Origin of the sequence: Bradyrhizobium canariense (genome assembly GCF_900105125.1) — a bacterium.
Lineage (GTDB): Bacteria > Pseudomonadota > Alphaproteobacteria > Rhizobiales > Xanthobacteraceae > Bradyrhizobium > Bradyrhizobium canariense_A.
On the sequence record NZ_LT629750.1, the window covers coordinates 1,904,590 to 1,925,985 of the forward strand.

General features: G+C 61.2%; 17 protein-coding genes, 1 tRNA gene and 1 pseudogene. 3 read left to right on the forward strand and 16 right to left on the reverse strand.

Annotated features, from left to right (window positions below):
- Positions 1-71: 71 nt before the first annotated feature.
- Both BLV09_RS09350 and BLV09_RS09355 read right to left on the reverse strand, forming a co-directional pair.
- Positions 72-311, reverse strand: coding sequence for a hypothetical protein (locus BLV09_RS09350; protein ID WP_100381285.1), 240 nt, complete (start codon positions 309-311; stop codon positions 72-74).
- A gap of 209 nt (positions 312-520) precedes the next feature.
- Entirely contained in the window at positions 521-979 is a 459-nt protein-coding gene (locus BLV09_RS09355; RefSeq protein WP_100381284.1) for a MarR family winged helix-turn-helix transcriptional regulator, read from the reverse strand.
- Between the two features lie 169 nt (positions 980-1,148).
- On the opposite strand from BLV09_RS09355, the gene BLV09_RS09360 reads away from it, so the two are divergent.
- Positions 1,149-2,318 (forward strand): efflux RND transporter periplasmic adaptor subunit, encoded by a 1,170-nt coding sequence (locus tag BLV09_RS09360; RefSeq protein ID WP_100381283.1) that lies wholly within the window; start codon positions 1,149-1,151, stop codon positions 2,316-2,318.
- Positions 2,315-5,461, forward strand: a complete 3,147-nt coding sequence (locus BLV09_RS09365) for an efflux RND transporter permease subunit (RefSeq protein WP_146687085.1) — start codon at positions 2,315-2,317, stop codon at positions 5,459-5,461. The genes BLV09_RS09360 and BLV09_RS09365 overlap by 4 nt, the downstream gene beginning before the upstream one ends.
- A gap of 30 nt (positions 5,462-5,491) precedes the next feature.
- On the opposite strand, the gene BLV09_RS09370 is transcribed toward BLV09_RS09365, so the two are convergent.
- Positions 5,492-7,780, reverse strand: a complete 2,289-nt coding sequence (locus BLV09_RS09370) for an arylsulfatase (protein WP_100381281.1) — start codon at positions 7,778-7,780, stop codon at positions 5,492-5,494.
- Positions 7,781-7,917: 137 nt separating this feature from the next.
- Here BLV09_RS09370 and BLV09_RS09375 point away from each other — a divergent pair, with 137 nt between their 5' ends.
- Entirely contained in the window at positions 7,918-8,616 is a 699-nt protein-coding gene (locus BLV09_RS09375) for a TetR/AcrR family transcriptional regulator (protein WP_244549013.1), read from the forward strand.
- A 22-nt stretch (positions 8,617-8,638) separates the two neighbouring features.
- Here the strand turns inward: BLV09_RS09375 and BLV09_RS09380 are convergent, their stop codons facing one another.
- From BLV09_RS09380 to BLV09_RS09435, 13 genes and pseudogenes are all read right to left on the reverse strand, one after another.
- Positions 8,639-9,358, reverse strand: a complete 720-nt coding sequence (locus tag BLV09_RS09380) for an ABC transporter ATP-binding protein (protein WP_100381279.1) — start codon at positions 9,356-9,358, stop codon at positions 8,639-8,641.
- Positions 9,355-10,122 carry an ABC transporter ATP-binding protein gene (locus BLV09_RS09385; protein ID WP_146687086.1) on the reverse strand — a complete coding sequence of 256 codons (768 nt, stop codon included), beginning with the start codon at positions 10,120-10,122 and terminating at the stop codon, positions 9,355-9,357. The genes BLV09_RS09380 and BLV09_RS09385 overlap by 4 nt, the downstream gene beginning before the upstream one ends.
- Positions 10,112-11,104, reverse strand: coding sequence for a branched-chain amino acid ABC transporter permease (locus BLV09_RS09390; RefSeq protein WP_100381277.1), 993 nt, complete (start codon positions 11,102-11,104; stop codon positions 10,112-10,114). The genes BLV09_RS09385 and BLV09_RS09390 overlap by 11 nt, the downstream gene beginning before the upstream one ends.
- 13 nt (positions 11,105-11,117) lie before the next feature.
- Positions 11,118-11,981 (reverse strand): branched-chain amino acid ABC transporter permease, encoded by an 864-nt coding sequence (locus tag BLV09_RS09395; RefSeq protein ID WP_146687087.1) that lies wholly within the window; start codon positions 11,979-11,981, stop codon positions 11,118-11,120.
- Positions 11,982-12,126: 145 nt separating this feature from the next.
- Positions 12,127-13,380, reverse strand: coding sequence for an ABC transporter substrate-binding protein (locus BLV09_RS09400; protein WP_146687088.1), 1,254 nt, complete (start codon positions 13,378-13,380; stop codon positions 12,127-12,129).
- A 635-nt stretch (positions 13,381-14,015) separates the two neighbouring features.
- A tRNA-Gln gene (locus BLV09_RS09405) sits at positions 14,016-14,089 on the reverse strand.
- A 4-nt stretch (positions 14,090-14,093) separates the two neighbouring features.
- Complete coding sequence (locus tag BLV09_RS09410; protein WP_146687089.1) at positions 14,094-14,279, reverse strand: hypothetical protein; 186 nt, start codon at positions 14,277-14,279, stop codon at positions 14,094-14,096.
- A 505-nt stretch (positions 14,280-14,784) separates the two neighbouring features.
- Positions 14,785-15,033, reverse strand: coding sequence for a hypothetical protein (locus tag BLV09_RS09415; RefSeq protein WP_100386814.1), 249 nt, complete (start codon positions 15,031-15,033; stop codon positions 14,785-14,787).
- Between the two features lie 279 nt (positions 15,034-15,312).
- The gene (locus BLV09_RS37960; protein ID WP_244549014.1) at positions 15,313-15,786 is read right to left on the reverse strand and encodes a cupin domain-containing protein; all 474 of its coding nucleotides are present in this window, start codon (positions 15,784-15,786) and stop codon (positions 15,313-15,315) included.
- A gap of 185 nt (positions 15,787-15,971) precedes the next feature.
- Positions 15,972-16,358 (reverse strand): annotated as a pseudogene (locus BLV09_RS37965) (cupin domain-containing protein); the annotation flags it as partial.
- Positions 16,359-17,012: 654 nt separating this feature from the next.
- A complete protein-coding gene (gene clcA, locus BLV09_RS09425; RefSeq protein ID WP_146687090.1) occupies positions 17,013-18,338 on the reverse strand; it encodes a H(+)/Cl(-) exchange transporter ClcA in 1,326 nt (441 codons plus the stop codon).
- Between the two features lie 105 nt (positions 18,339-18,443).
- On the reverse strand, positions 18,444-19,703 hold the full coding sequence (locus BLV09_RS09430) for a class I SAM-dependent methyltransferase (protein ID WP_146687091.1): 1,260 nt from the start codon (positions 19,701-19,703) through the stop codon (positions 18,444-18,446).
- Between the two features lie 106 nt (positions 19,704-19,809).
- On the reverse strand, positions 19,810-21,354 hold the full coding sequence (locus BLV09_RS09435) for an arylsulfatase (RefSeq protein WP_100381270.1): 1,545 nt from the start codon (positions 21,352-21,354) through the stop codon (positions 19,810-19,812).
- Between the last annotated feature and the right edge of the window lie 42 nt (positions 21,355-21,396).

Below are 21,396 nucleotides of genomic sequence, written 5' to 3' on the forward strand. Positions count from 1 at the left end.
AAGCGTTCTAAACTGAAGCGAGGAAATGCCTGTAAATTGAGCCTTTTCTTCGTGTGCCGCGAGAGCATCCCTCAATCGACGCTCGGCGGTTTCATCAGCGAGAATAATTCATCGACGGTCTGTTGTGCGGTCTGCCGCACGCGTTCGGTGTTTTCCATTCCGGCGATGTTGATGCCTTTCACCACCGCTTTGATCTCGTCGCGGAAGTCGGTGAGAAATCGCAACGGATCCGGCGAATCGTTGGCGACGCGTGCGATCAAGCCGGTGATCAGAAGCTGACAGGCAATCATGCGTCCGTTCAATTCATCCATCGTGCATTTCCGATTGATTGATGGCTCAGCGGGAGTGGGCGCCGCCATATGAATGACGGACGCTCCGGTTACAACCGGACCGCAGGACGCGCAGTTTAGAAAACCTACAGATGACGTCTCGAAAACCAGCGCGCGGGTTCGCACATTCCAGGCAATCGGATTAATGAGTGCGATGGCTTCGCGGCGTGTTTACTTGGCTCGTGGAGCGGTCACTTGGCGGCGATGTGGCCTGGCTCGGCGAGACCCTTGATGCGCTCCTTGATGTCCCGGAGCGTTTCGAGGCTGGTCTGGATCGAGGCCGAAGGGACGTCCCGCAACACATCGGTTGCAATGGAATCGCGCAGGCTGTCGAGATCGTCCACCAATTGGCGGCCAGCCGAGGTGAGGAATAATCGGTTCGCGCGCCGGTCTCTGGGATCATGCCGCCGCTCGAGCAGGCCATGTTCGACCAGGCGGTCGAGCAGCCGCACCAGCGAGATCGGTTGCAATTCGAGCACATCCGCCAGATCGACCTGCGACAGGCCTTCCTGTTCCCGCAGCCGGAACAGGACAATCCACTGCGCACGCGTCGTCCCCCGGCCCTTGGCCCGGTGATCGATAAAGTTGCGCAACAGCCGCGAGCTTTCGACAAGTTGCGCGACCAGCTGACGTTTTAAGTCAAGAGACATCAATTTCCGGGGTCTCCCAAACCTGTCCAAATGTTTAGGATTCTCAAATCATAGTGCGTTTACACATTATACGCACGCGTATTATATCTGGTTTCCCTAGGAACCCTTTTAAAGACCCGGTACTTTCTTTTTTGAACCCACGAGCCGTCCCAGGTAACTACGAGCCATCATGAGCAAATCGCGGACTATCACTTGGGTTTTACTGATCGCCGCCGTCTCGGCTGCGGGCTATTACGGCTGGCAACGCTACAGCAACGGCCAGCGCGCGGCAGCCGCGGCCGATGCGCAGAAATCGGCGCGCAACGCCGTTGGCGTCGCGATTGGCACGGTCGAGAAAACTGACTTTCCGGTTTACCTGACCGGACTCGGAACCGTTCAGGGTTTCAACACCGTGGTGGTGCGAACCCGCGTTGACGGACAGATCGACAAGATTGCGTTCAAGGAAGGCCAACTGGTCAACCAGGGCGATCTGCTCGTCGAGATCGATCCGCGGCCATATCAGGCGACGCTCGATCAGGCCAAGGCCAAAAAAGCTCAGGACCAGGCTAATCTGGCCAACGCCAATCTGGATCTGCAGCGCTACACCCAATTGGGCGAGTTCGCGACCAAGCAGCAGACCGACACCCAGCGCTCGACGGTTCAGCAGCTGACGGCACAGATCGCCGCGGACGAAGCGGCCATCGCCAACGCGCAGACCCAGCTCGACTATACCGCCATTAAGTCGCCGATCCCGGGCGTTGCCGGGCTGCGTCAGGTCGACATCGGCAACATCGTCAACGCCTCGACCCAGACCGGCATCGTGACGGTTGCCCAGGTCGAACCGATTGCGGTTATTTTCACCGCGCCCGAAGAGCAGTTACCGTATATAATCGAAGCGCAAGCGATCCAGCCGCTCAAGGTCATCGCGATCACGACCGATGGCAAAAAGCCATTGGCGGACGGAAAGCTGGCGGTGATCAACAACCAGGTCGACACGACCAGCGGCACCATCCGCCTCAAGGCGGTGTTCGATAACAAGAACCATGTCTTGTGGCCGGGCCAATCGGTCTCGACCCGGCTGCTGGTGAAGACGCTGAAGGATGCCACCGTGGTTCCGGACGACGCGATCCAGCACAGCACGAACGGCCTGTATGCCTATTCGGTCGATCAGGACAACAAGGCGGTGTTGAACAAGGTCAAGGTCAGCCAGTCGATCGACGGGCGTTCCGTCGTCGAGGAAGGGCTGTCCCCGGGACAGCGCGTGATCACATCGGGCCAGTACAAGGTATCGCCCGGGACGGTCGTTACCTCGGCGGTAGCGAGTTCGGATCCAACTCAATCGAAGGTCCAGCCTGAATGAGCGACGGGATTTCGGCACCCTTTATTCGCTATCCCATCGGCACTTCGTTGATGATGGCGGGCATTTTGTTCGTCGGCCTTGTCGCCTATCCGCTGCTGCCGGTCGCGCCCCTGCCCCAGGTCGACTTCCCGACCATCCAGATCACCGCGACATTGCCGGGCGGCAGCCCGGAAACCATGGCTTCCTCGGTCGCGCAGCCGCTGGAGCGGCAGTTCGCTCAGATTCCCGGCATCGCCCAGATGACCTCGACGAGCTACCTGGGAACCGCGGCCGTCACGATCCAGTTCGACCTTAACCGCAGCATCGACGGCGCCGCCAACGACGTGCAGGGCGCCATCAACGCCGCCAGCGGCCAACTGCCGAAAAGTCTTCCCTCGCCCCCGACCTACCGCAAGGTTAACCCGGCGGACTCCCCGATCCTGTTGCTGTCGGCGACATCGGATTCGCTGCCTCTGACCACGGTCAGCGACGCGGTCGATGCCCAGCTCGCGCAGCAGATCAGTCAGATCTCAGGTGTCGCGCAGGTCACCATCGGCGGCCAGCAAAAGCCGTCGATCCGTGTCCAGATCGATCCGGCGAAACTGGTTGACAAGGGTCTGTCACTCGAAGACGTCCGCACCGTCATTACAAACACAACGGTCGACAGCCCTAAGGGCAATATCGACGGCGCGACGCGGGCCTACACGATCTACGCCAACGATCAGCTGCTGGACTCCAAGAACTGGAACGACGTCATCATCGCCTACCGCAACGGCGGCCCGTTGCGGATTCGCGATATCGGCAAGGCCGTGACCGGACCGGAAGACGCCAAACAGGCGGCCTGGGCCAACGGCAAGCGCGGCGTGTTCCTGGTGGTCTACAAGCAGCCCGGCGCCAACGTCATCGACACCGTGGACAAGATCAAGTCGCTGCTGCCGCGGCTGGTGGCCGCGATACCGCCGGCGATCAAGATCGAAGTCATCAGCGACCGCACCCAGACCATTCGCGCCGCGGTTTCGGACGTTCAGTTCACATTGCTGCTGACCATCGCCCTCGTTGTCATGGTCATCTTCGTATTCCTGCGCAGCTTCTGGGCGACGGTCATTCCGACCGTGACTGTCCCGCTCGCTTTGCTGGGCGCCTGCGCGCTGATGTGGGTATTCGGCTACACGCTCGACAACCTATCGCTGATGGCCTTGACCATCGCTGTCGGGTTCGTGGTCGACGACGCGATCGTGATGCTGGAAAACATCACGCGCTACATCGAGGAAGGCGAAAAGCCGCTCGCCGCAGCGTTCAAGGGTTCCAGCGAAATCGGCTTCACCATCGTGTCGATCAGCGTTTCGCTGGTCGCGGTGCTGATTCCGCTGCTGCTGATGGGCGGCATCATCGGACGGCTGTTCCGCGAGTTCGCGGTGACCCTGACGATGACGATTTTCGTTTCGATGGTGGTGTCGTTGACGCTGACGCCGATGATGGCGTCCAGATTCCTGCGCGCGCACCATGAAACCAAACATGGCCGGTTCTACGCGTGGAGCGAGCGCGGCTTCGACGCGATGCTCCGTGGCTACGAGTACGTCCTCGACATCGCGCTGCGCTGGCGCCTGACCACCCTTGTAATCTTCTTCGCAACGCTGGGATTGTCGGTCTACCTGTTCATCATCATCCCAAAGGGCTTCTTTCCCCAACAGGACGTCGGCCTGATCAGCGCCACATCCGAAGCCGGACAGGACATTTCCTTCGCCGCCATGGTGAGCAGGCAGGAGGCGCTCGGCAAGATTGTAATGGCCGACCCCGATGTGGCGACGGTCGCGATGAATATTGGCGGCAGCGGCCGGGCCGGCAATAACGGCAATATGTTCATTACGCTGAAGCCGCGCGAAGAACGCACGGCAAATGCCATGCAGATCATCTCGCGGCTGCGCCCCAAGCTCGAAAAGGTCCAGGGCGCGCGGCTCTTCATGCAGGCGGCCCAAGACGTGCGGCTTGGCGGCCGGCCGACACGAACGCAGTTCGAGTTTACCCTGCAGGATGCCAATCTGGACGAGCTCAACGAATGGGCGCCGAAGATTCTGGCCAAGATGAAGACGCTGCCTGAGTTGCGCGACGTCGCAACCGACCAGCAGAGCGAGGGCACCACCCTTCAGTTGAACATCAATCGCGACACCGCCTCGCGCTACGGCATCACGCCGCAGTTGATCGACGATACGCTGTACGATGCGTTCGGCCAGCGTGAAGTCACGCAATACTTCACCCAGCTCAACAGCTACCACGTGATCCTGGAAATCCTGCCCGAGCTGCAGCAAAGCCTCGATATTCTCAACAAGCTCTATCTCAAGTCGCCGACCACAGGCGATCAGGTTCCGCTGGCGACATTCGCAAACTGGACCAGCGTGCCGGTCCGCCCGCTCTCGATCAGCCACCAGGGCCAGTTTCCGGCCATTACCATCAGCTTCAACCTCGGTCAGGGCGTAGCCCTCGGTCAGGCGACCGATTCCGTGCAGAAAGCGATGCAGGATCTCGGCGCACCCGCCACGCTCAATTCAAGCTTCCAGGGCACGGCGCAGGCATTCCAGCAATCGCTCGGCACCGTGCCGCTGCTGATCATGGCGGCCCTGGTCGTCGTGTACCTGATCCTTGGCATTCTCTATGAAAGCTACATTCACCCGATCACCATTCTGTCCACGCTGCCCTCGGCCGGCGTCGGGGCGCTGGCGATCCTGATGGTGTTTGGCTACGACTTCAGCCTGATCGCCTTGATCGGCATCATTCTGCTGATCGGCATCGTCAAGAAGAACGGCATCATGATGGTCGACTTCGCGATCTCCGCCGAGCGCGACGAGCATCTGTCACCGGAGGAATCCATCCGCAAGGCGGCGCTGCTGCGGTTTCGTCCGATCATGATGACGACAATGGCGGCGATGCTTGGCGGCGTGCCGCTGATGCTGGGCACCGGCACCGGTTCGGAAATTCGCCAGCCGCTTGGTTACGCGATGGTCGGCGGCCTGATCGTAAGCCAGGCGCTCACGCTGTTCACGACGCCGGTGGTTTATCTCTATCTGGACAAGCTCTCGAACGCGTTTGCGGGCTGGGGGCGAACCGAGAATGCCGACGAGGATCGGCACACTGACGAGCACGGCTCGATCAAGGAAGCCGCCGAATAGCTCGACGCCGGCCGCGCGCCGGCGGTTTTCTTATTGCCGAGCCATCTCGGCATTCCCGACATGATCGCCGTCGAGATTCTGGTCACTGTGCATGGCGACCGTTACCCGAAGCAGTCGTCCGGTGAATTCGAACGGCGCGTCATAATGCGACACCGGGCTGCCGCGGTCGCGCCCGATGTCGAGACCGGACCACGAAATCAAATTGTGGAAGCCCAACTGGGTCTTGAGCGAGCCCGCGGGCTCGCCATCGATCAGAAGCGTGTAGGCACTGACGCCCGTGCGCGAGCCCTTGGCTGGCGGCTCCTGGCGCACCATGCGCTCGACGCGAACGCCGAGCCGGTGCGCGCCGGCCGGAATCTTGCGGTCCGAGCTGACGATCTCATGGCCGCCGCCGATATTGAGGTCGTGCACCAGCAGACCGTCCTTGACGTAGAGGCTGTAGCCCGAGGTCGCGTCGCCATGCGAGATCAGAACGCCTTCCGCGCCGGCCTCATCAATCTCGACACGGGCTTCGATGGTGTAGCTGCGGCTGCGCACATCGGGCGCGACATCGGTCGGCACATGCCCCATGCCGGCGTGGAACACGAAGCTGTTGCGCGCGCCCTGAAATCGTGCGGCATTCTCGGCAAAGCGCGGCCCGAACCGGTCATCAAGCGGCAGCACGTTGTGCTTCTCGGCCTCGCTCCACCATAGCCTGATCAATTCGGCGAGCCGTTCCGGCTCTTTCGCCGCGAGGTCATCCACTTCCGAGAAATCCTTCTCGAGGTGGAAGAGCTCCCATTTGTCGTTTTCGAACGGCGTACCCGGCGGATGATAGGAGACCGCCTTCCAGCCGTTGTGCCAAAGGCCGCGATGCCCGAACATCTCGAAATATTGCGGCGACGACTTCGAGGGCGCCGCAGCGTTCACGATCGAGCGCGCGAAACTTTCGCCTTCGATCGGCATTTGGGCGCAGCCCGCGATCTCCCTGGGCGCGTTGATGCCGACCAGGTCGAGCAAGGTCGGCACCAGATCGCTGGCATGAACGAACTGATGGCGCATTTCGCCCTTGGCTGCGACGTGCTTCGGCCAGGACATCACGAAGGGATCGCGAATGCCGCCGCCATGGGTGTTCTGCTTGTAGCGACGCAGCGGCGTGTTGGAAGCCATCGCCCAGCCGTGCGGAAAATTGGTATGCGAATCCGGGCCGCCGATGTCGTCAAGTCTGCGCAATTTTTCCGGCATCAGCTCCGGCCTGAAATTGTAAGGCCCCATCGCGTTGACGAAGCCCAGCGGACCGCCTTCCTGGCTCGCGCCGTTATCGGACAGCACCAGAATCAGCGTGTTGTCGCGAATACCCGACTTTTCGAGGAAGGCGATCAGCCGTGCCAAATGCCGGTCGGCATGATCGAGCATGCCGGCAAAGGCCGATTGCAGCCGCGTGAACACGCGCTTCTCATCCGCGCTGTGCTCGTCCCAGGCTTTCACGCCATCATTGCGCCCCGGCATCTTGGTCTCTTGCGGCACGATCCCCATCGCCTTCTGCCGCGCCAGACGTTGTTCACGCTCGATATCCCAACCATGCGCGAAAACCTCGTCGTATCCCCTAATGATATCGGCGGGTGCCTGATGCGGAGCATGGCAGGCTCCGAAAGCAAGCCAGGTCAGCCAGGGCAGATCAGGACGGTCGGCGATGTGGTCAGCGATGAAGCGGATCGATTGATCGACCAGATCCGCAGTCAGATGGTAGCCGTCGGCATAGCTCCCGGGCGGATCGATGTGGGTGTTGTCGGAAACGAGCTCCGGCGCGTACTGATCGGTCTCGGCGTCCAGAAAGCCGTAGAAGCGATCGAACCCGCGGCCGAGCGGCCAGCCGTCGAACGGCCCGGTGGCGCCGCTTTCGGTCAGCGGCGTGACATGCCATTTGCCGACCATGTAGTTGCGATAGGCGTGGACCCGCAACATTTCCGCCAGCGTGCCGGCTTCGCGAGCGATCTTGCCGCGATAGCCGGGATAGCCGCTGTCGAAATTGGCGAGGCAGCCGACGCCGACGGAATGGTGGTTGCGCCCGGTCAACAGCGCAGCGCGCGTGGTCGAGCACATCGCGGTGGTGTGAAAGCCGCTGTAGCGCAGGCCCCTGGCGGCAAGCCTGTCGATGGTCGGTGTCTTGATCGGTGAGCCGTAACAACCGAAATCGGAGAAGCCGACATCGTCGAACAGAACCACGAGAATATTGGGTGCGCCGGCTGGCGGCTTGGCCGTGGGCGGCCACCAGGGCTTCGAGCCGGCGACTGTTTTGCCGATCGTACCGCGAAATGACGTATCGCTGCCTGCGCTCATGGGTCCGCTCCCTCATTAGCGTCCGGGGCTGCCCCGGCTCGCCTCCACGCGGGCCAAGCCGCGGGGGGCAATCAATTTGCCTAATATCATAATCCGAATTATCATTATGATTACTTCACCTGGAGATGCAACATCCGATGCAGGCCCGATCAGGAGATTTTGACCTTCCTGGCGTCACGCCGTCGCGGCAGAAGCGGAGCCGCGAGACCACGCTGGCGCTGTTACGGGCCGGCGCGGACATGCTGCAAAGGCGCAGCCTCACGGAATTGTCGATCGAGGCCCTGTGCGCTGAGGTCGGCGCAACCGTCGGCGCGTTCTACAGCCGTTTCGAGAGCAAGGAGGCTTACTTCAACGTGCTCATGGAACTTGCCGCGCGTGACGGCCAGAGCACGCTGTCGCGGCCGGCACAAAGCGAACGGCTGGCGAACGCAGATCTTGCCGAGCTATGCGACCTGCTCGTCAGGGGGATGATCGGCTGGGCTCGAAGGCATGAAGGCGTCTTGCGCGCCGCGCTTCAGCATGACGATACGCGACCGGACAAGTGGTCCCCCTTCAAGGGATTGGCGCGTGCGTCCGTGGCCCACGCCACGCCTCTCCTGCTCCGCGCCATGGGCAAAGGTCGCAAGGCCGCGAAGACACGCAGCATCGCCTTTGGTTATCAGGTGGTATTGGGAACGCTGGTCAACGCCATCCTCAACGATCCCGGACCGCTGTCCCTGCGCGAGCGCGAGATGGAGTCCCGACTGAGCGGCTGCCTGTTGCTGCTGCTTGAGGCCGAGATGAAAGCAACGCCATCAGTGGCTTCCGTCCGCAATTCCGGCAACCGCAGGAAATGAGCCGATCGCCGGTCTTCGCGCATCAGCCGGCGCCGAGATAGGCCCGCTGCACCTGCGGATCCTCGGCGAGTGCGGTCGCGGTGCCCGACAACACGCTTTTACCGACCTGCAATACGGTTGCGAAGTCCGAGACTTCGAGCGCCAGTTCGATCGACTGCTCGGCGAGCAGGATCGTCAGCCCTTCCTTGTGCAGCCGGCCGAACGTCTCATACATCGACTCCACCACCGCCGGCGCAAGGCCGAGCGACGGCTCGTCCAGCATCAATAGTTTGGGATCGCTCATCAGCGCCCGTCCCACCGCCAGCATCTGCCGCTCGCCGCCGGACATCGTGCCAGCGCGCTGGCTGCGCCGCTCGGCGAGCCTCGGAAAGATTTCGTAAACGCGCTCGAGCAGGCTTGCCGTGCGCGACTTGTCGCGCAGCGGCGTCGCGCCAAGCAGAAGATTGTTCTCGACGCTTTGCTGCACGAACAGCCGCCAGCCTTCCGGCGACAATGCGAGGCCCTTGCGCACGATCGCAAACGCGGGCTGTCCGCCGATCTCCTGTCCCTGAAACGCGATCGACCCGGAATGCACCGGAATCAGTCCGGCAATGGCGTTGAGCGTGGTGGTTTTGCCGCCGCCGTTGGAACCGAGCAGCGCCACGACGCTGCCTTCGGGCACTTCCAGCGAAACGTCGGACACGCCGATCAGGTCGCCGTAATGAACCTCCAGATGCTCGATCTTGAGCAAGGGCGCGCTCATGTCGCGGGTCCGCCCATCAGCTCGATCGGCGTATGCCCCGCAGCTGCCTTGGCCGCGCGTTTGCCGAGATAGGCTTCAATAACCGCCGGATTGGTCGTGACCTCGCGCGGGCTGCCGCGCGCGATCTCCTTGCCCTGATGAAACACCACGACGCGCGTCGCCAGCGACATGATGACTTCCATGATGTGCTCGACAATCACCAGCGTCACGCCGGAGCGATGGATATCGCGCACCAGATCGATGGCCAGTTGCACCTCGCGCTGCGTAAGGCCGGCCATGGCTTCATCGAGCAGGAGAACTTTTGGCTCGGTCGCGAGCGCGCGGGCGATTTCAAGCCGCTTGCGGCCGGGCGTCCCGAGCGACCGCGCCGGTGCATCCGCCAGCTTGCTCAAGCCGACGCGCTGCAGCACCGCGCGGGCTTTGGTCTCTGCTTCCGAGCGATGGGAGGTACGAAGAAACGCGCCGATCATCACGTTCTCCAGCACCGTCATGCCTTCGAAGGTCTGAGGCACCTGGAATGAACGGACGAGGCCGAGATCTGCCCGGGCTTCCGGTGTCGCGTCGGTGATGTCCTGGCCCTGGAACAGCACCTTGCCGGACGTCGTCTGCAGGTCGCCGGTCAGGCAGTTGAAAAATGTGGATTTGCCGGCTCCATTCGGTCCGATCAGCCCGAGCACGTCGCCCTGCTCGAGCGTGACCGAAGCCGCGTCGACCGCCTTGAAGCTGCCAAAGGCCTTGGTGACGCTGCGCGCTTCAAGGAGCATGGGCTGCTCCCGCCTCAGTCGAGGTATCCGGCGTCTTGCCGCGTTTGGCCCAGAGCCGCTTGATCAACGTCAGGATACCGCCCGGCTGAAACCGCGCGATCAACACGATGATGGCGCCGTACACGACGAAGGTCAGGCCCGCCCCCTGGCCGCCGAGCAGATTGTTGGAGATTTCTTCCAGCGGCACCAGGATCGCTGCGCCCACCAGCGGCCCGAACAACAGACCGGCGCCGCCAAGTGCTGCCATGATCAGCATCTTCACCGAGATCAGAATGCCGAGTCCGGATTCCGGATCGACGAAGCCGAAAATGGTCGCATACAGCGCACCGGCGACGCTGGTCAGGCCGGCGCTCAACATGAAGGCGTACAGCTTGATGCGGCTGGCAGGCGCTCCGAGCGAGCGCGCGGCCCGCTCGGAATCCCGGATCGCCCGCAGATAGAAGCCCATCCGGCTTTCGGTCATCCACCAGGTGATGCCGAGCGTCACAACCAGAACCGTCAGGAACAGATAGTAATATGGCAGCGCCGAAATGAACGAGAGATCGAACACGTTGCGCGGCACCGTCGGTCCGCTGAGCCCGACGCCCGCGCCGAGATAGTCGGTGTTGGTGACAATCAATCTTACGAGTTCGGCCACCGCAATCGTGGCCATGCTGAAATAATGGCCGGACAGGCGCAGCGTCGGCACGCCGATCACCGCGGCAATCGCGACGCTGACGACGATGCCGACGGGAATGCCGACCAGCGGCGACAACGCGAAATGCGCGTAGGCGCCCATCGCCGCATAGGCGCCGCAACCGAAGAACACGACGTGCCCCACCGAGACCTGCCCGGCATAGCCGCCGACGATGTTCCAGGCCGACGCGGCGATCGCATACAGCAGCACGAGTGCGCCGAGCCGTTGCTGGAATGGCGTCGAAAACAACAGGGGATAGGCGATCACCAGCGCGAGCGCCACCGATGGCCAAAGCAAACGCCGCATCACATCTTCCCCATCATGTCTTCCCCATCAGGCCTTGCGGCCTGAACCAGAGGAAGCAGAGGAACAGCGAATAGACCACGATGTCCTTGTAGACCGCGCCGATCCAGTAGGCCGACAAGGATTCAATCACACCGATCAGCAGGCCTGCCACCAGCGCGCCCGGCACGCTGCCGAAGCCGCCGAGCGATACCGTGACGAAGGCGACAATGCCTAAGGTCTCGCCGACCGTCGGCACGATGTAGAAGAACGTCGCGATCAGTGCGCCCGCGATACCGGTCACGCCGGCCGCAATGGCCCAGGCGATCGCCTGCATGGTGTCGGGACGGATACCCATCAGCTGCGCGGCGGCGGAATCCTCGGAGACTGCCAGCATCTTCGAGCCCAGCGTGGTGCGCGTGAGCAGCACATGAAGCCCACCGGTCACGACCAAGGCAACGACGCCTGCCAGCAGCCGCGAGGCCTGGATACGGATCCCGAATACATCGAAGGTGCCGCCGACGATATTCTCCGGCAACGACAGGAAATTGGCTCCGAACCACCAGAATGCGGCGTAGCGCAACAGCAGCGCGAGTCCGAACGTGCCGAGGATCTGGGCCAGCATCGGCCCTTTCATGATGCTGCGGATAAGCGCGAAATAGACGATCACGCCGAGCGTCGCCAACACAAGCACGGCAACAGGCGCACCAACGATCGGCCCCGCGCCGAACAGCGTCCAGACCACGAACGCAACATACATTCCGAGCATGACGAAATCGCCATGCGCGAAATTGACGATGTTCATCATGCCCCAGATCAGCGTGAGGCCGGAGGAAAACAGCGCATACACCGCGCCCAGTAAAAGGCCGCCGACAATTACCTGAACAAGAATGGAGGACATGAAGCCGCGCGTCTTTACGATTGGACGGTTGCCAACGGGATTACTTCGAGCAATCGATCGCCAGAGTCAGCCGATCGTCCACGCGAACGAAAGCCTCGGCAAGAACAAAAACTGGGCGGGGATGAACTCTCCCCGCCCCTTTTTCTCACCAGCCCTTGTAGGGCGTCACTGGCGCCTTCTCGGCATTGGGTTTCGGCCAGACGGCGACATAGTTCTCGCCATCCTGCAACTGAATGATCAGACCTGATGCGAGGATGTTCTGTCCCTTGTCGTCGAACTTCACGCCCTTGTAGCCCATCATGAGCTGGTCGGGCTTGAGGTCGGTCGCCTTCAGCGCCGCCTGGATCTTGGCGGGATCGGTCGAGCCGGCGCGGTCGATCGCATCGACCAGCACGAAGAAGGCCTGCATCTGACGCCCGGCGGTGTCGTCCATCTCGTCGCCGCTCTTTTTCTTGTACATGTCGGCAATAATGGCCGTCGGTGAACCCGGAGGTCCGACGCTCCACGACGAGCGATTGAATACGCCCTGCGAAATCTTGCCGACCGCCTTGATGAAGGACGGATCGGAATAGCCGGAATCGTCGGCGATGATCATCGGCGGCTTGTAGTCCAGCGCCTGCATCGTCTTCTGATAAAGGATCGCATCCGAGGCATAGGCGATCATGATCACGACGTCGGGCTTCTTCTCCTTGAGCTGCAGCACCTGGCTCTGCACGTCGGTCGCATTGACCGCGTAGGCGATATCGAGAGCGATGCTCTGGCCGTTTTCCTTGAACACATTGGTGACGACGCTTGCGACCGAGGTGCCGTATTCGGTGTTGTCATGCACCAGCGCCACATTGTCGGTCTTTACGCCGGCGGCTTTCATGTCCTTTAGAAAGTCGTAGTAGATCTTGGCGAAGTCGGACGCCACCGGCGTGGTGCGGAAGAACCATTTGAAACCGCGTTCGGTGAGATTGGCGGCAACCGATTCACCATTGACGAAAGGAATTCCGTACTTTTCCGCAATCGCACTCGCCGTGAGTGTAATGCCCGATTGATAGGCGCCGGTCAGCGCGACCACCTTCTCCTCGGTGATCAGACGAAGCGTCTGGTTCTGACCCGTGGCGGGGCTGCCCTGATTGTCTGCGAACACCACTTCGACCTTGGCGCCGCCAAGGCCGGCCAATCCGGCATTCTTGGCGAGCGGGAAATTGCCGAGCTCGGGATGCGCGTTGTTGATGATGTCCATCGCGGTCTCGATCGCGAACTTGGCATGAATGCCGGCGCTGGCGGCGTTGCCGCTCAGCGGAAAAACCGCACCGATCTTGACGGTTTTGTCCTGCGCAGAAGCCGCGCCGGCCAGCGCGACAGAAATCGAAGCCGCACAAAGCAGCCCGAGGACGTGCTTGAATCTCATGCTGATACTCTCCAAAACATTCCCATCCAACGTCGGACTTCTTACGGCCCGAGACGCGCGAAGGTCATTGCCTTCGCTCCCCATATTTTTGGTGCTTCAGCATCGCATGCCCGCCTGGCATCGGCAAGTTGCCGGCGGTTTGCGCGCGCAAGTGTCGCTTGCGAGTTGCGTCGGTGATTGGCTGGACGGTGCAGTTGCCTTGCGGATAAGCAACGCCGGGGCGTTCAAGCACACACACCTTGCGATCAAGAACGAGCCGGCCAACGCGTCCTTCGACTATTGTCGTAAGGAGATGGATGCCGGCGCGACGCCCTTGGCAAGGTTACAGGCTTCCCGATCGCGATCGTGGCGGCGTCCGGTACGGACATCACCGCTCGTCAGAAACCCGGCCGTCACACAGGTCTCACAAAGACGGCCATTGCTTCGCCCGCGCACCGAACGGTGAGGGTAGAACACTGCTCGTCCGTCATCGGCAGCCAGCCTCGGACATGTCGCGAGCGTGTCGCGTCGAGACACCCTTAGATAATAAAAAGCCTTAAAAATCAACAAAGGCTACGTGACATAAGCGCAACATAGAAAGGCCCGTCGGGGACAGGCCTTTCCGGAAGGCATCAAGGATCTCAGTCGGTTAGCGCTGGCTGGGGAACTAGGATTCGAACCTAGACAAACAGAGTCAGAGTCTGTTGTGCTACCGTTACACCATTCCCCAATAATTATCCAGTAAAATCAATATCTTGATAGGCGAGCTGGATAATCAAGCTTAAGCGGGATTTGCGCGAAATCGCCGCATGTCGGTGCGGTTCTACTAGCTCAGTCCCGGCCTTGGCAAGCACGCAAAACAGGGCATTTCCTGCGCGGCTGAAATTGCCGGATGCCGCGCGTCTGCCAATCGAGAACAAGCCCGACCTCTACCGCCGATTTGCCGAAGCTCCAGTATCACCCCCGAGCGAGATCAGAAAGAACCTCGAACACGCCGCAGATATCGCGGATAGGCTGCTCGGACTCATCGAAGGATTTGGTCCCCGATGAACACCGCGCATTTGTACACCACACCGATGGCGCCACGCCGCGCCTCGACGCTCTAAAGACGCGCAGCAAATGGACCACCAAAGGCATGTAGCGCCCAGACAGAGTTCAGCAATGCCATCGACAGTATCGGGGCTCTCGGAACCCCGATGCTCGCATCATCCGAAGCCTGAATCGCTGATTACTGACGATGATCGCGAAATCCAGCTCACCTGCATTTCTGCGGTCAAGCCCCAATCGACTTTCTGAAGCCAATCTGCCTCGGCCATCCACGCCGCAACCGCGGCGCGCTCTCGCTCGAAGCCGTCCCGGATCGCTTATGCCTCCGCTCGACGTCGATGAATGCTATGAGCCGTTCAATCTCGCCGTAATCGCGGATCAGCCGCAGACTCGCACCCGGCGGACCCGCCAGCCATGGCCGTCCCAGAAACGCTGTGTCACCCATTCGCAACTGCCAAAATCATCGTAAATGTGCCCGCGACCTGGTGCATACGAATAGCCGGGCCCAGAATTGTAGCCCGGAACCGCGACGCCTGCAGCGACGCCACGCTGCGCGCTAGCTGGCGTCGCGGCGAGCGAACCAGCGATCGTTGCGACCGCGACGAAGGCAGCAAATGTCTTCTTCATTCTGGAGCCCTCCTGCAGATGGCGCCTTCGGTCAGCGCCCGGTGGATGCACGGGAAATTGCTCGTCGCGGCAGACCAAAGCCGCCGCCGCATAGCCCAATGGCGATGATCATCCAGCCGATGCGATTCCCGGCTGCCGTCTTGCGCGGCGCGTTTCGGGTACCAGACGGTCTTTGCTCGAATATGCAGTCAAACATGGCGGTACTCTCCTGTTTATGACGCATCGAGGCTCCTCGCCTGATGCATCGAAAGCCCACATGACTCGTGGAGGAGCGACTTGTCATCGCGCATCTGGGGGGCGTGCGATAAAGAGCCTCTCCTTAGGAAGCGCTTCCGCGACGTTTCGTGGCAGGCCTAAATTGGCAGCCAACACATCGGGCGGATTCGAGGCTACCCATGCGCTGAGGTCGTGGGAACGATAGTGCCCGTTGTTGAATCCGGCCAGCAAGCGCAAGATGCCGCTACCGGTGTTGCGGATGTAGTGTCCGGCGCCCATCGGCACGTAACCGATGTCACCTGTCTCGAATTGTTCGGTCACTGCGTGACCCATCCCCAAATAAACACCCATCTCAGCCGCACCCTCAAGATAGTATTGCCACTCGTCGGCATGGGGATGCCAGTGAAGTTCACGCATGGCGCCCGGCTCGATCTCCAGCACCGAGACGGACAATGTGGTCGAGATCGGAAACTCGTCCGCGGTAACCTTCCACTGTGCACCGCCGCCCGGCACGCGCTGCGGCTGCTGAGCGCCCAATGGATAGCGGTGCGTCGTTGAAAGGGTCGGCTTCGCCCGGGCGTAGCACGTGCGAAGGAGTCATCGAGAATGGGCCGCTCTGCAAAGTAAGTCTCTCCCTTCGGAATCTTGGCCGTCCACTCCATGCCGAGGCCGAGGTTCTGTGAGACGATGGCAGGCGACGTATGGGCCAACCAATCAGTGATGCTAAGTGTATGATCCTCAGAGAAGGCGCCGTTGTCGAACATCAGAATGAAATGGCACTCGCCTGGCCCGGTCCCCAGGATGGAATGACCCCAGCCGCTAGGGAAATACCAAACATCGCCCGGTCCGAACGTATCGGTCGCCGCTCCGTCGGGGCTCAATACAGTGGTGCGGCAACTGCCAGATACGACGTAACCCAACTCCGCAGCAGTCGTGTGCCAATGCAGTTCGCGCAGGCAACCGGGTTGCAAGCGCATAGAGGCGCCGCCGATGCCCTGGCTAACAGGGAACTGCCGGACAGATGCGCCCCGTACGAGACCGCCACAGCTAGTGCGCGGCGGTTGCTGTTCCAAGCGGTAGCGGAACGATGGCAGAGCCGGGTCGCTCATATCTGATCTCCTGGCCGCAATATCGGCGCTCGCCGGACTTAATACTCATCCAGCAGAACCCCTGTTGTGCGGTCGCGACTGACGTGCAACCCGCCAAGGCGGCGTTTAGATCGCAGCCTGACACTAAGGAACGGAATTGCGTTGAACCATTGCAGGGAACACGTGTTGGAGTACGTAGGAACACCTGTTGCCGACGTGCAAGGGCTGCTGACTTCCGCGCTAAGACGTCAAGACACGCTATATTTCAATGGATGTGATCAACCGTCTGAAACCGCTCGGCGTCAAATACTTCGTCAACTCTTCGGAGGAGATTACGCATTCAGTCAGCCGGCATCGCCGCGATGGACTGAGGTTGCCAAGGCAGTCAATATCAAGATGGAAGAGTAGCACCGCTTCCCATAGCAACAAAGAAACCGACGAACAGGGACGCACGACCGAGGCCCAGGGACAACCGGCGCGGCATTCCGCAAGATCCTCTCATGATTGCGATCAAGATTTTTGCATAGCAAAAGGATTAGCCCCGGCGATGATGATCGACGGCCGAGATTCGACGCCCCGCGGATATGCGGTAGCGACCGGCACTCTGGCAGATTGCAACCACGACTCTGAAGACGACAAGGCAAACCGTAGTCAATCTCGGAGCTGCGCGTTCCGCTACTTAAGGCGTGTTCTTTCGCGCTCGAGAGTGCGCTCCCGCAACGATTCGTAGATTGGCGGATCGCGCATCAAAGTTGGTGCCAGCATAGCCATGAAACAGGCGCCCAACATCGGCAACAGCATTGTGACGTTTGCCGTCATCTCGACGACAAGGACGATGCCAGTCAGCGGGGCGCGGACAACACCGGTGAAAAAGGCGGCCATCCCGACCACCGCGAATCCCTCAGGTTGAATGTTCAGATCTGGAAATACCAGCTGGCAGAGCTGTCCGAACAACAATCCGAGTTGCGCTCCCAGTACAAGCATGGGAGCAAACAGGCCCCCCGGCGTCCCCGCCGCATACGATATGGCGCCGAGCCCGAGCCTGAGCAGGAAAACGAGGGGTAGCACGGCGAGCGTATCGGCCCCGGCGAGAGCGCGCTGCGTAATCGCATCGCCGCCCCCTACAAGGTTGGGCGCGAACCAAGCCAGCATTCCAACTGCTGCGCCGATAAGACCCGCACGCAGCTCGACAGGCCATCGGTCGAACCGATCGATCGTCGCAATGGTTCCAAGCAGCAAGCGATTATAGACGATCGCCACAAGTCCGGCGACCGCCCCAAGGATAAAGTAGAGCGGCCTCGTTGCGGCACCAGCATAGGCCAACGCTTCAACATGGAAGTCTGCCGTGTCGCCGAGGAGCACACGGGACACGGAGATGGCGGTCGCCGATGCGCCGAGCGCCGCTATCGCAACCCGTAGTTCGAATCGCCGCACCAACTCCTCCAGGACGAAAATGGCGCCGGCAATCGGCGCGTTGAACGCAGTGGCTAGCCCTGCTCCCGCGCCGGCGGCAAGCAACACTCTGCAGTCAGGCCAGCTGCGTCGAAACTCCTTGCCGACAAGATGCCCGATGGTCGCCGCCATCTGGACGCTCGGGCCTTCACGGCCGAGTGCGAGCCCCGAACCGATCGCCAGCACCCCGGCAACGAACTTCACCGGTATGATGCGAAACGGCGCCTGCGGCAGCTCCTCGTTCAGCACCGCCTCGACGTGTGGGATGCCGCTGCCTGACGCGTGAGGCGAGTAGCGGCGAACCAGCCAGGCCGCTACCCCCGCCCCGGCCGCACAAGCAACGCTAACGACCAAAAAGCCGGCGAAACCTTCCGAATGCGCCCAGACAATGACGGCATCGCGAAACCTGTCCGCCCGTTCAAGCAAGAGCAGGAAGAGCGCTCCCACCAAACCTGAAACTGCGCCAACGATGAGCGCCAAAACAGCAAGCACCAGGAGGCTGCCATGGCCGCTATCTCGGTCGCTCTCTCGTCTCTGCTCTGGGGTCATTCGCGTTCCGAATTGGGGGGAACTAGAACTCGGAAATGGCTACCAACAATCCTTCCGTTGACAACCTTAAAACTGGATATGAGGCGGTCGCGCAGTCTGGCGTATTCATTGTGTCTCCTTCTCACGGTCCCGAAGCTTTGCGGCGGCGCGCGATGCGTCAAAGACCACTTGGTCGTATTGCCAAAGGCGCTCGAAGAACCTCAGGACTCGGCGCTCGCCGTCGCCGTCCTGCTCTGCAAATTGCAGAATTTCGGCCAGGGTTCGGTTCCCGTCGATGGTGCCGAGCAGCCGTTCCTCGAAAGAGTCGACCGTACAAACAAGATCGGTGAACTTGTGCCTCCGGTTTATCAACACCGCGGCGCTACCAGGAGGCAGACGTTCCCGAACGCACACCGTCCACGGCAGCGCAACGGGAACGTAGTCGCGCCATGCATCGCCGGCAAAGTTAATCGGCTGGCCCACATCGGAACGATCGTCTCGGTACGCGATGAAGTTGTGCGAGACCATCGTTCCACGGAAGAGCTCGACGGCGGCGTGCTGCAGTCGCGAGGGCAACGAAGCCAGGCGCGCGGCGTGCGGGCTGCGCGCCACCATCCCGCATTGGGCCAGGTAGGGAGCCTGCTCGATCCAGCGACCGAAGGACATGCCGCACCGATCGAGCCATGCATACAGTTCCGGGACGGTGTAGGCGCGATCTTGGGGATGGAGGAGTGCGTCCGCCATCGCTTCCGGCCGCCGGAAATCCGCCGCCCGGCGCAGCAGGCCTGAAATCGGGTGGTCCGCCGGCAATGCTTCGATTGCGGCGCCGAGATCTCGTAGATCCTCTGCCGACGGGCTGATTCCGAGCAGGCCGCAGTACTCCTGCATCATGTAGATCCCGGCCCGGCCGTAGCGTGCGTAGACCATCAGGCGCATCGCGCCGCCCGGACGCAGCACATCGCGAAGGGCGCGAAGGCCGTGATCCGGGTCGGGCAAGTGATGCAGCACGCCTGTGCAGACCACGAGGTCGAAGCAGCGCCCAAGCTCCTGGACGCTCTCGATCGGCAGTTGATGGAGCTCGAGGTTCTCGAGATTGTACTTGCGCTGAAGATCGCGCGTGTGACGCAGGCTCGTGTCGCTGATGTCGATCGCCGTGATTCGAGCATCGGGCTCGCGAAGCGCGTACCGCGCGGCCTGCGAAGTACCGCATCCGGCAATCAGGATTTCTTGTCCTCCCTGCGGTTGCTTGGCCGGCCACATCAGATGGAATTCGGCCCGGCGACGGTCCGGGTTCTTGTAGTGGTCGCGGTGCGCGTCCAGACTGGTGCGTGGGGCCGGATAGGGCATCCTTTCGTAGAAGTCGCGGACTTCTTCGCTGCGGTTCACGTCGGACCTCCTCGGATTTCCGGCCTCAGCGCCCGCCCCTAGCCGCTCAACGTCGAGCGCCACAGGCGGCAGGCCAAAAGCCTGCCGCCCGAAGCCGAATGTGGGCTCAATGCATTCCGGAGGCGGTTTCGTGCATCATCCTCAACGCGTCGTCGAGGGTGAAGGTGTTGGGCTTCTGAACCGGCGGGAAGTCCTTGAAGGTCGCCGCCCATTGGGCGGCGGCCGCCTGCGCTCCGTACAACAGGTAAATGTGATGAATGTACCACTCCCAGTAGGTGTTGGACGTCTGATCCGCCCGCTCGTAAGGGTCGGTGCGAAGATTGAACATCTTCGGTATTCTGAGCCGGGTGAACGGCTCCGCCCAGACCTGTAGCGTGCCGTGGCACCGCTGCTCCATGAACGCCATCTTCCAATTGTCGTAGCGCAAGCCCAGCACGTCGCCGTCATCGCTCAAATACATGAAGAACTCGCGCGGGCTCTCCTTTGCCTCGCCGGTGAGGTAGGGCACAAGATTGTAGCCGTCGATGTGGTTCTTGTAGGTGCGGCCGATCGCCTGATAACCGCTCTTCAGCTTCTCGACGACATCCGGATCGCCGGCCATGGCGAGGAAGGTCGGGAACCAGTCGTGATGCTGGACGATCCCGTTCGAGACTTGGCCCGGCTTGATCTTGCCCGGCCAGCGCACCACCATCGGGACCCGGAAGGCGCCCTCCCAGTTGGTGTTCTTCTCGCTGCGGAACGGCGTCATGCCGCCATCCGGCCACGAGTTCATGTGGGGGCCGTTGTCAGTCGAATACATGACGAAAGTGTTGTCGGCGATGCCGAGCTGGTCGAGATAATCGAGCACCTGGCCGATGTTCTTGTCGTGGTCAACCATCGTGTCGTGATAGGGGGACTGCCAGCGTCCCGCCTGTCCTTTGTTCTCGGGCTTTGGATGGGTGTAGAGATGCATGTGGGTCGTGTTCAGCCAGACGAAGAAGGGCTTCCCCTCGCCGTTCTGGCGCTTCATGAAATCTTTGGCTGCCGCAATAAATTCGTCGTCGCAGGTTTCCATGCGCTTTTTGGTGAGCGGGCCGGTGTCGGTCACTCTCTGTTTTCCCACTTTGCCCCAACGCGGTTCGTCGGTCGGGTCGTCCTTGTCGGTCGCCCAGGAATGGATCACGCCGCGCGGTCCAAACCTATTACGGAAGTTCGGGAAATCTTTCTCGTTCGGGTAGTCCTCCATTTCCGGCTCTTCTTCGGCGTTGAGGTGATAGAGGTTGCCGAAGAACTCGTCGAACCCGTGGTTGGTCGGCAGCATGCGGTTGAGATCGCCGAGATGGTTCTTGCCGAACTGCGCGGTCGCGTAGCCCTGGTTCTTGAGGCAGGCGGCGATGGTCGCGAGCTTCTCCGACATGCCGATCGGCGCGCCGGGGATGCCGACCTTGGAGAGGCCGGTGCGATAGACGCTCTGCCCGGTGATGAAGGAGGAGCGTCCCGCCGTGCACGACTGCTCGCCGTAGCAATCGGTGAACATCATGCCTTCCTTGGCGATGCGGTCGATGTTGGGCGTCTTGTAACCCATGAGGCCGTGCGAATAGCAGCTCAGATTAGAGATGCCGATGTCGTCGCCCCAAATGACGAGGATGTTCGGCTTTTTCGTCTTGGCCATTTCAATCTCCTCCTGTTGGCATTGCAGTTGCAGGCGTAGTAG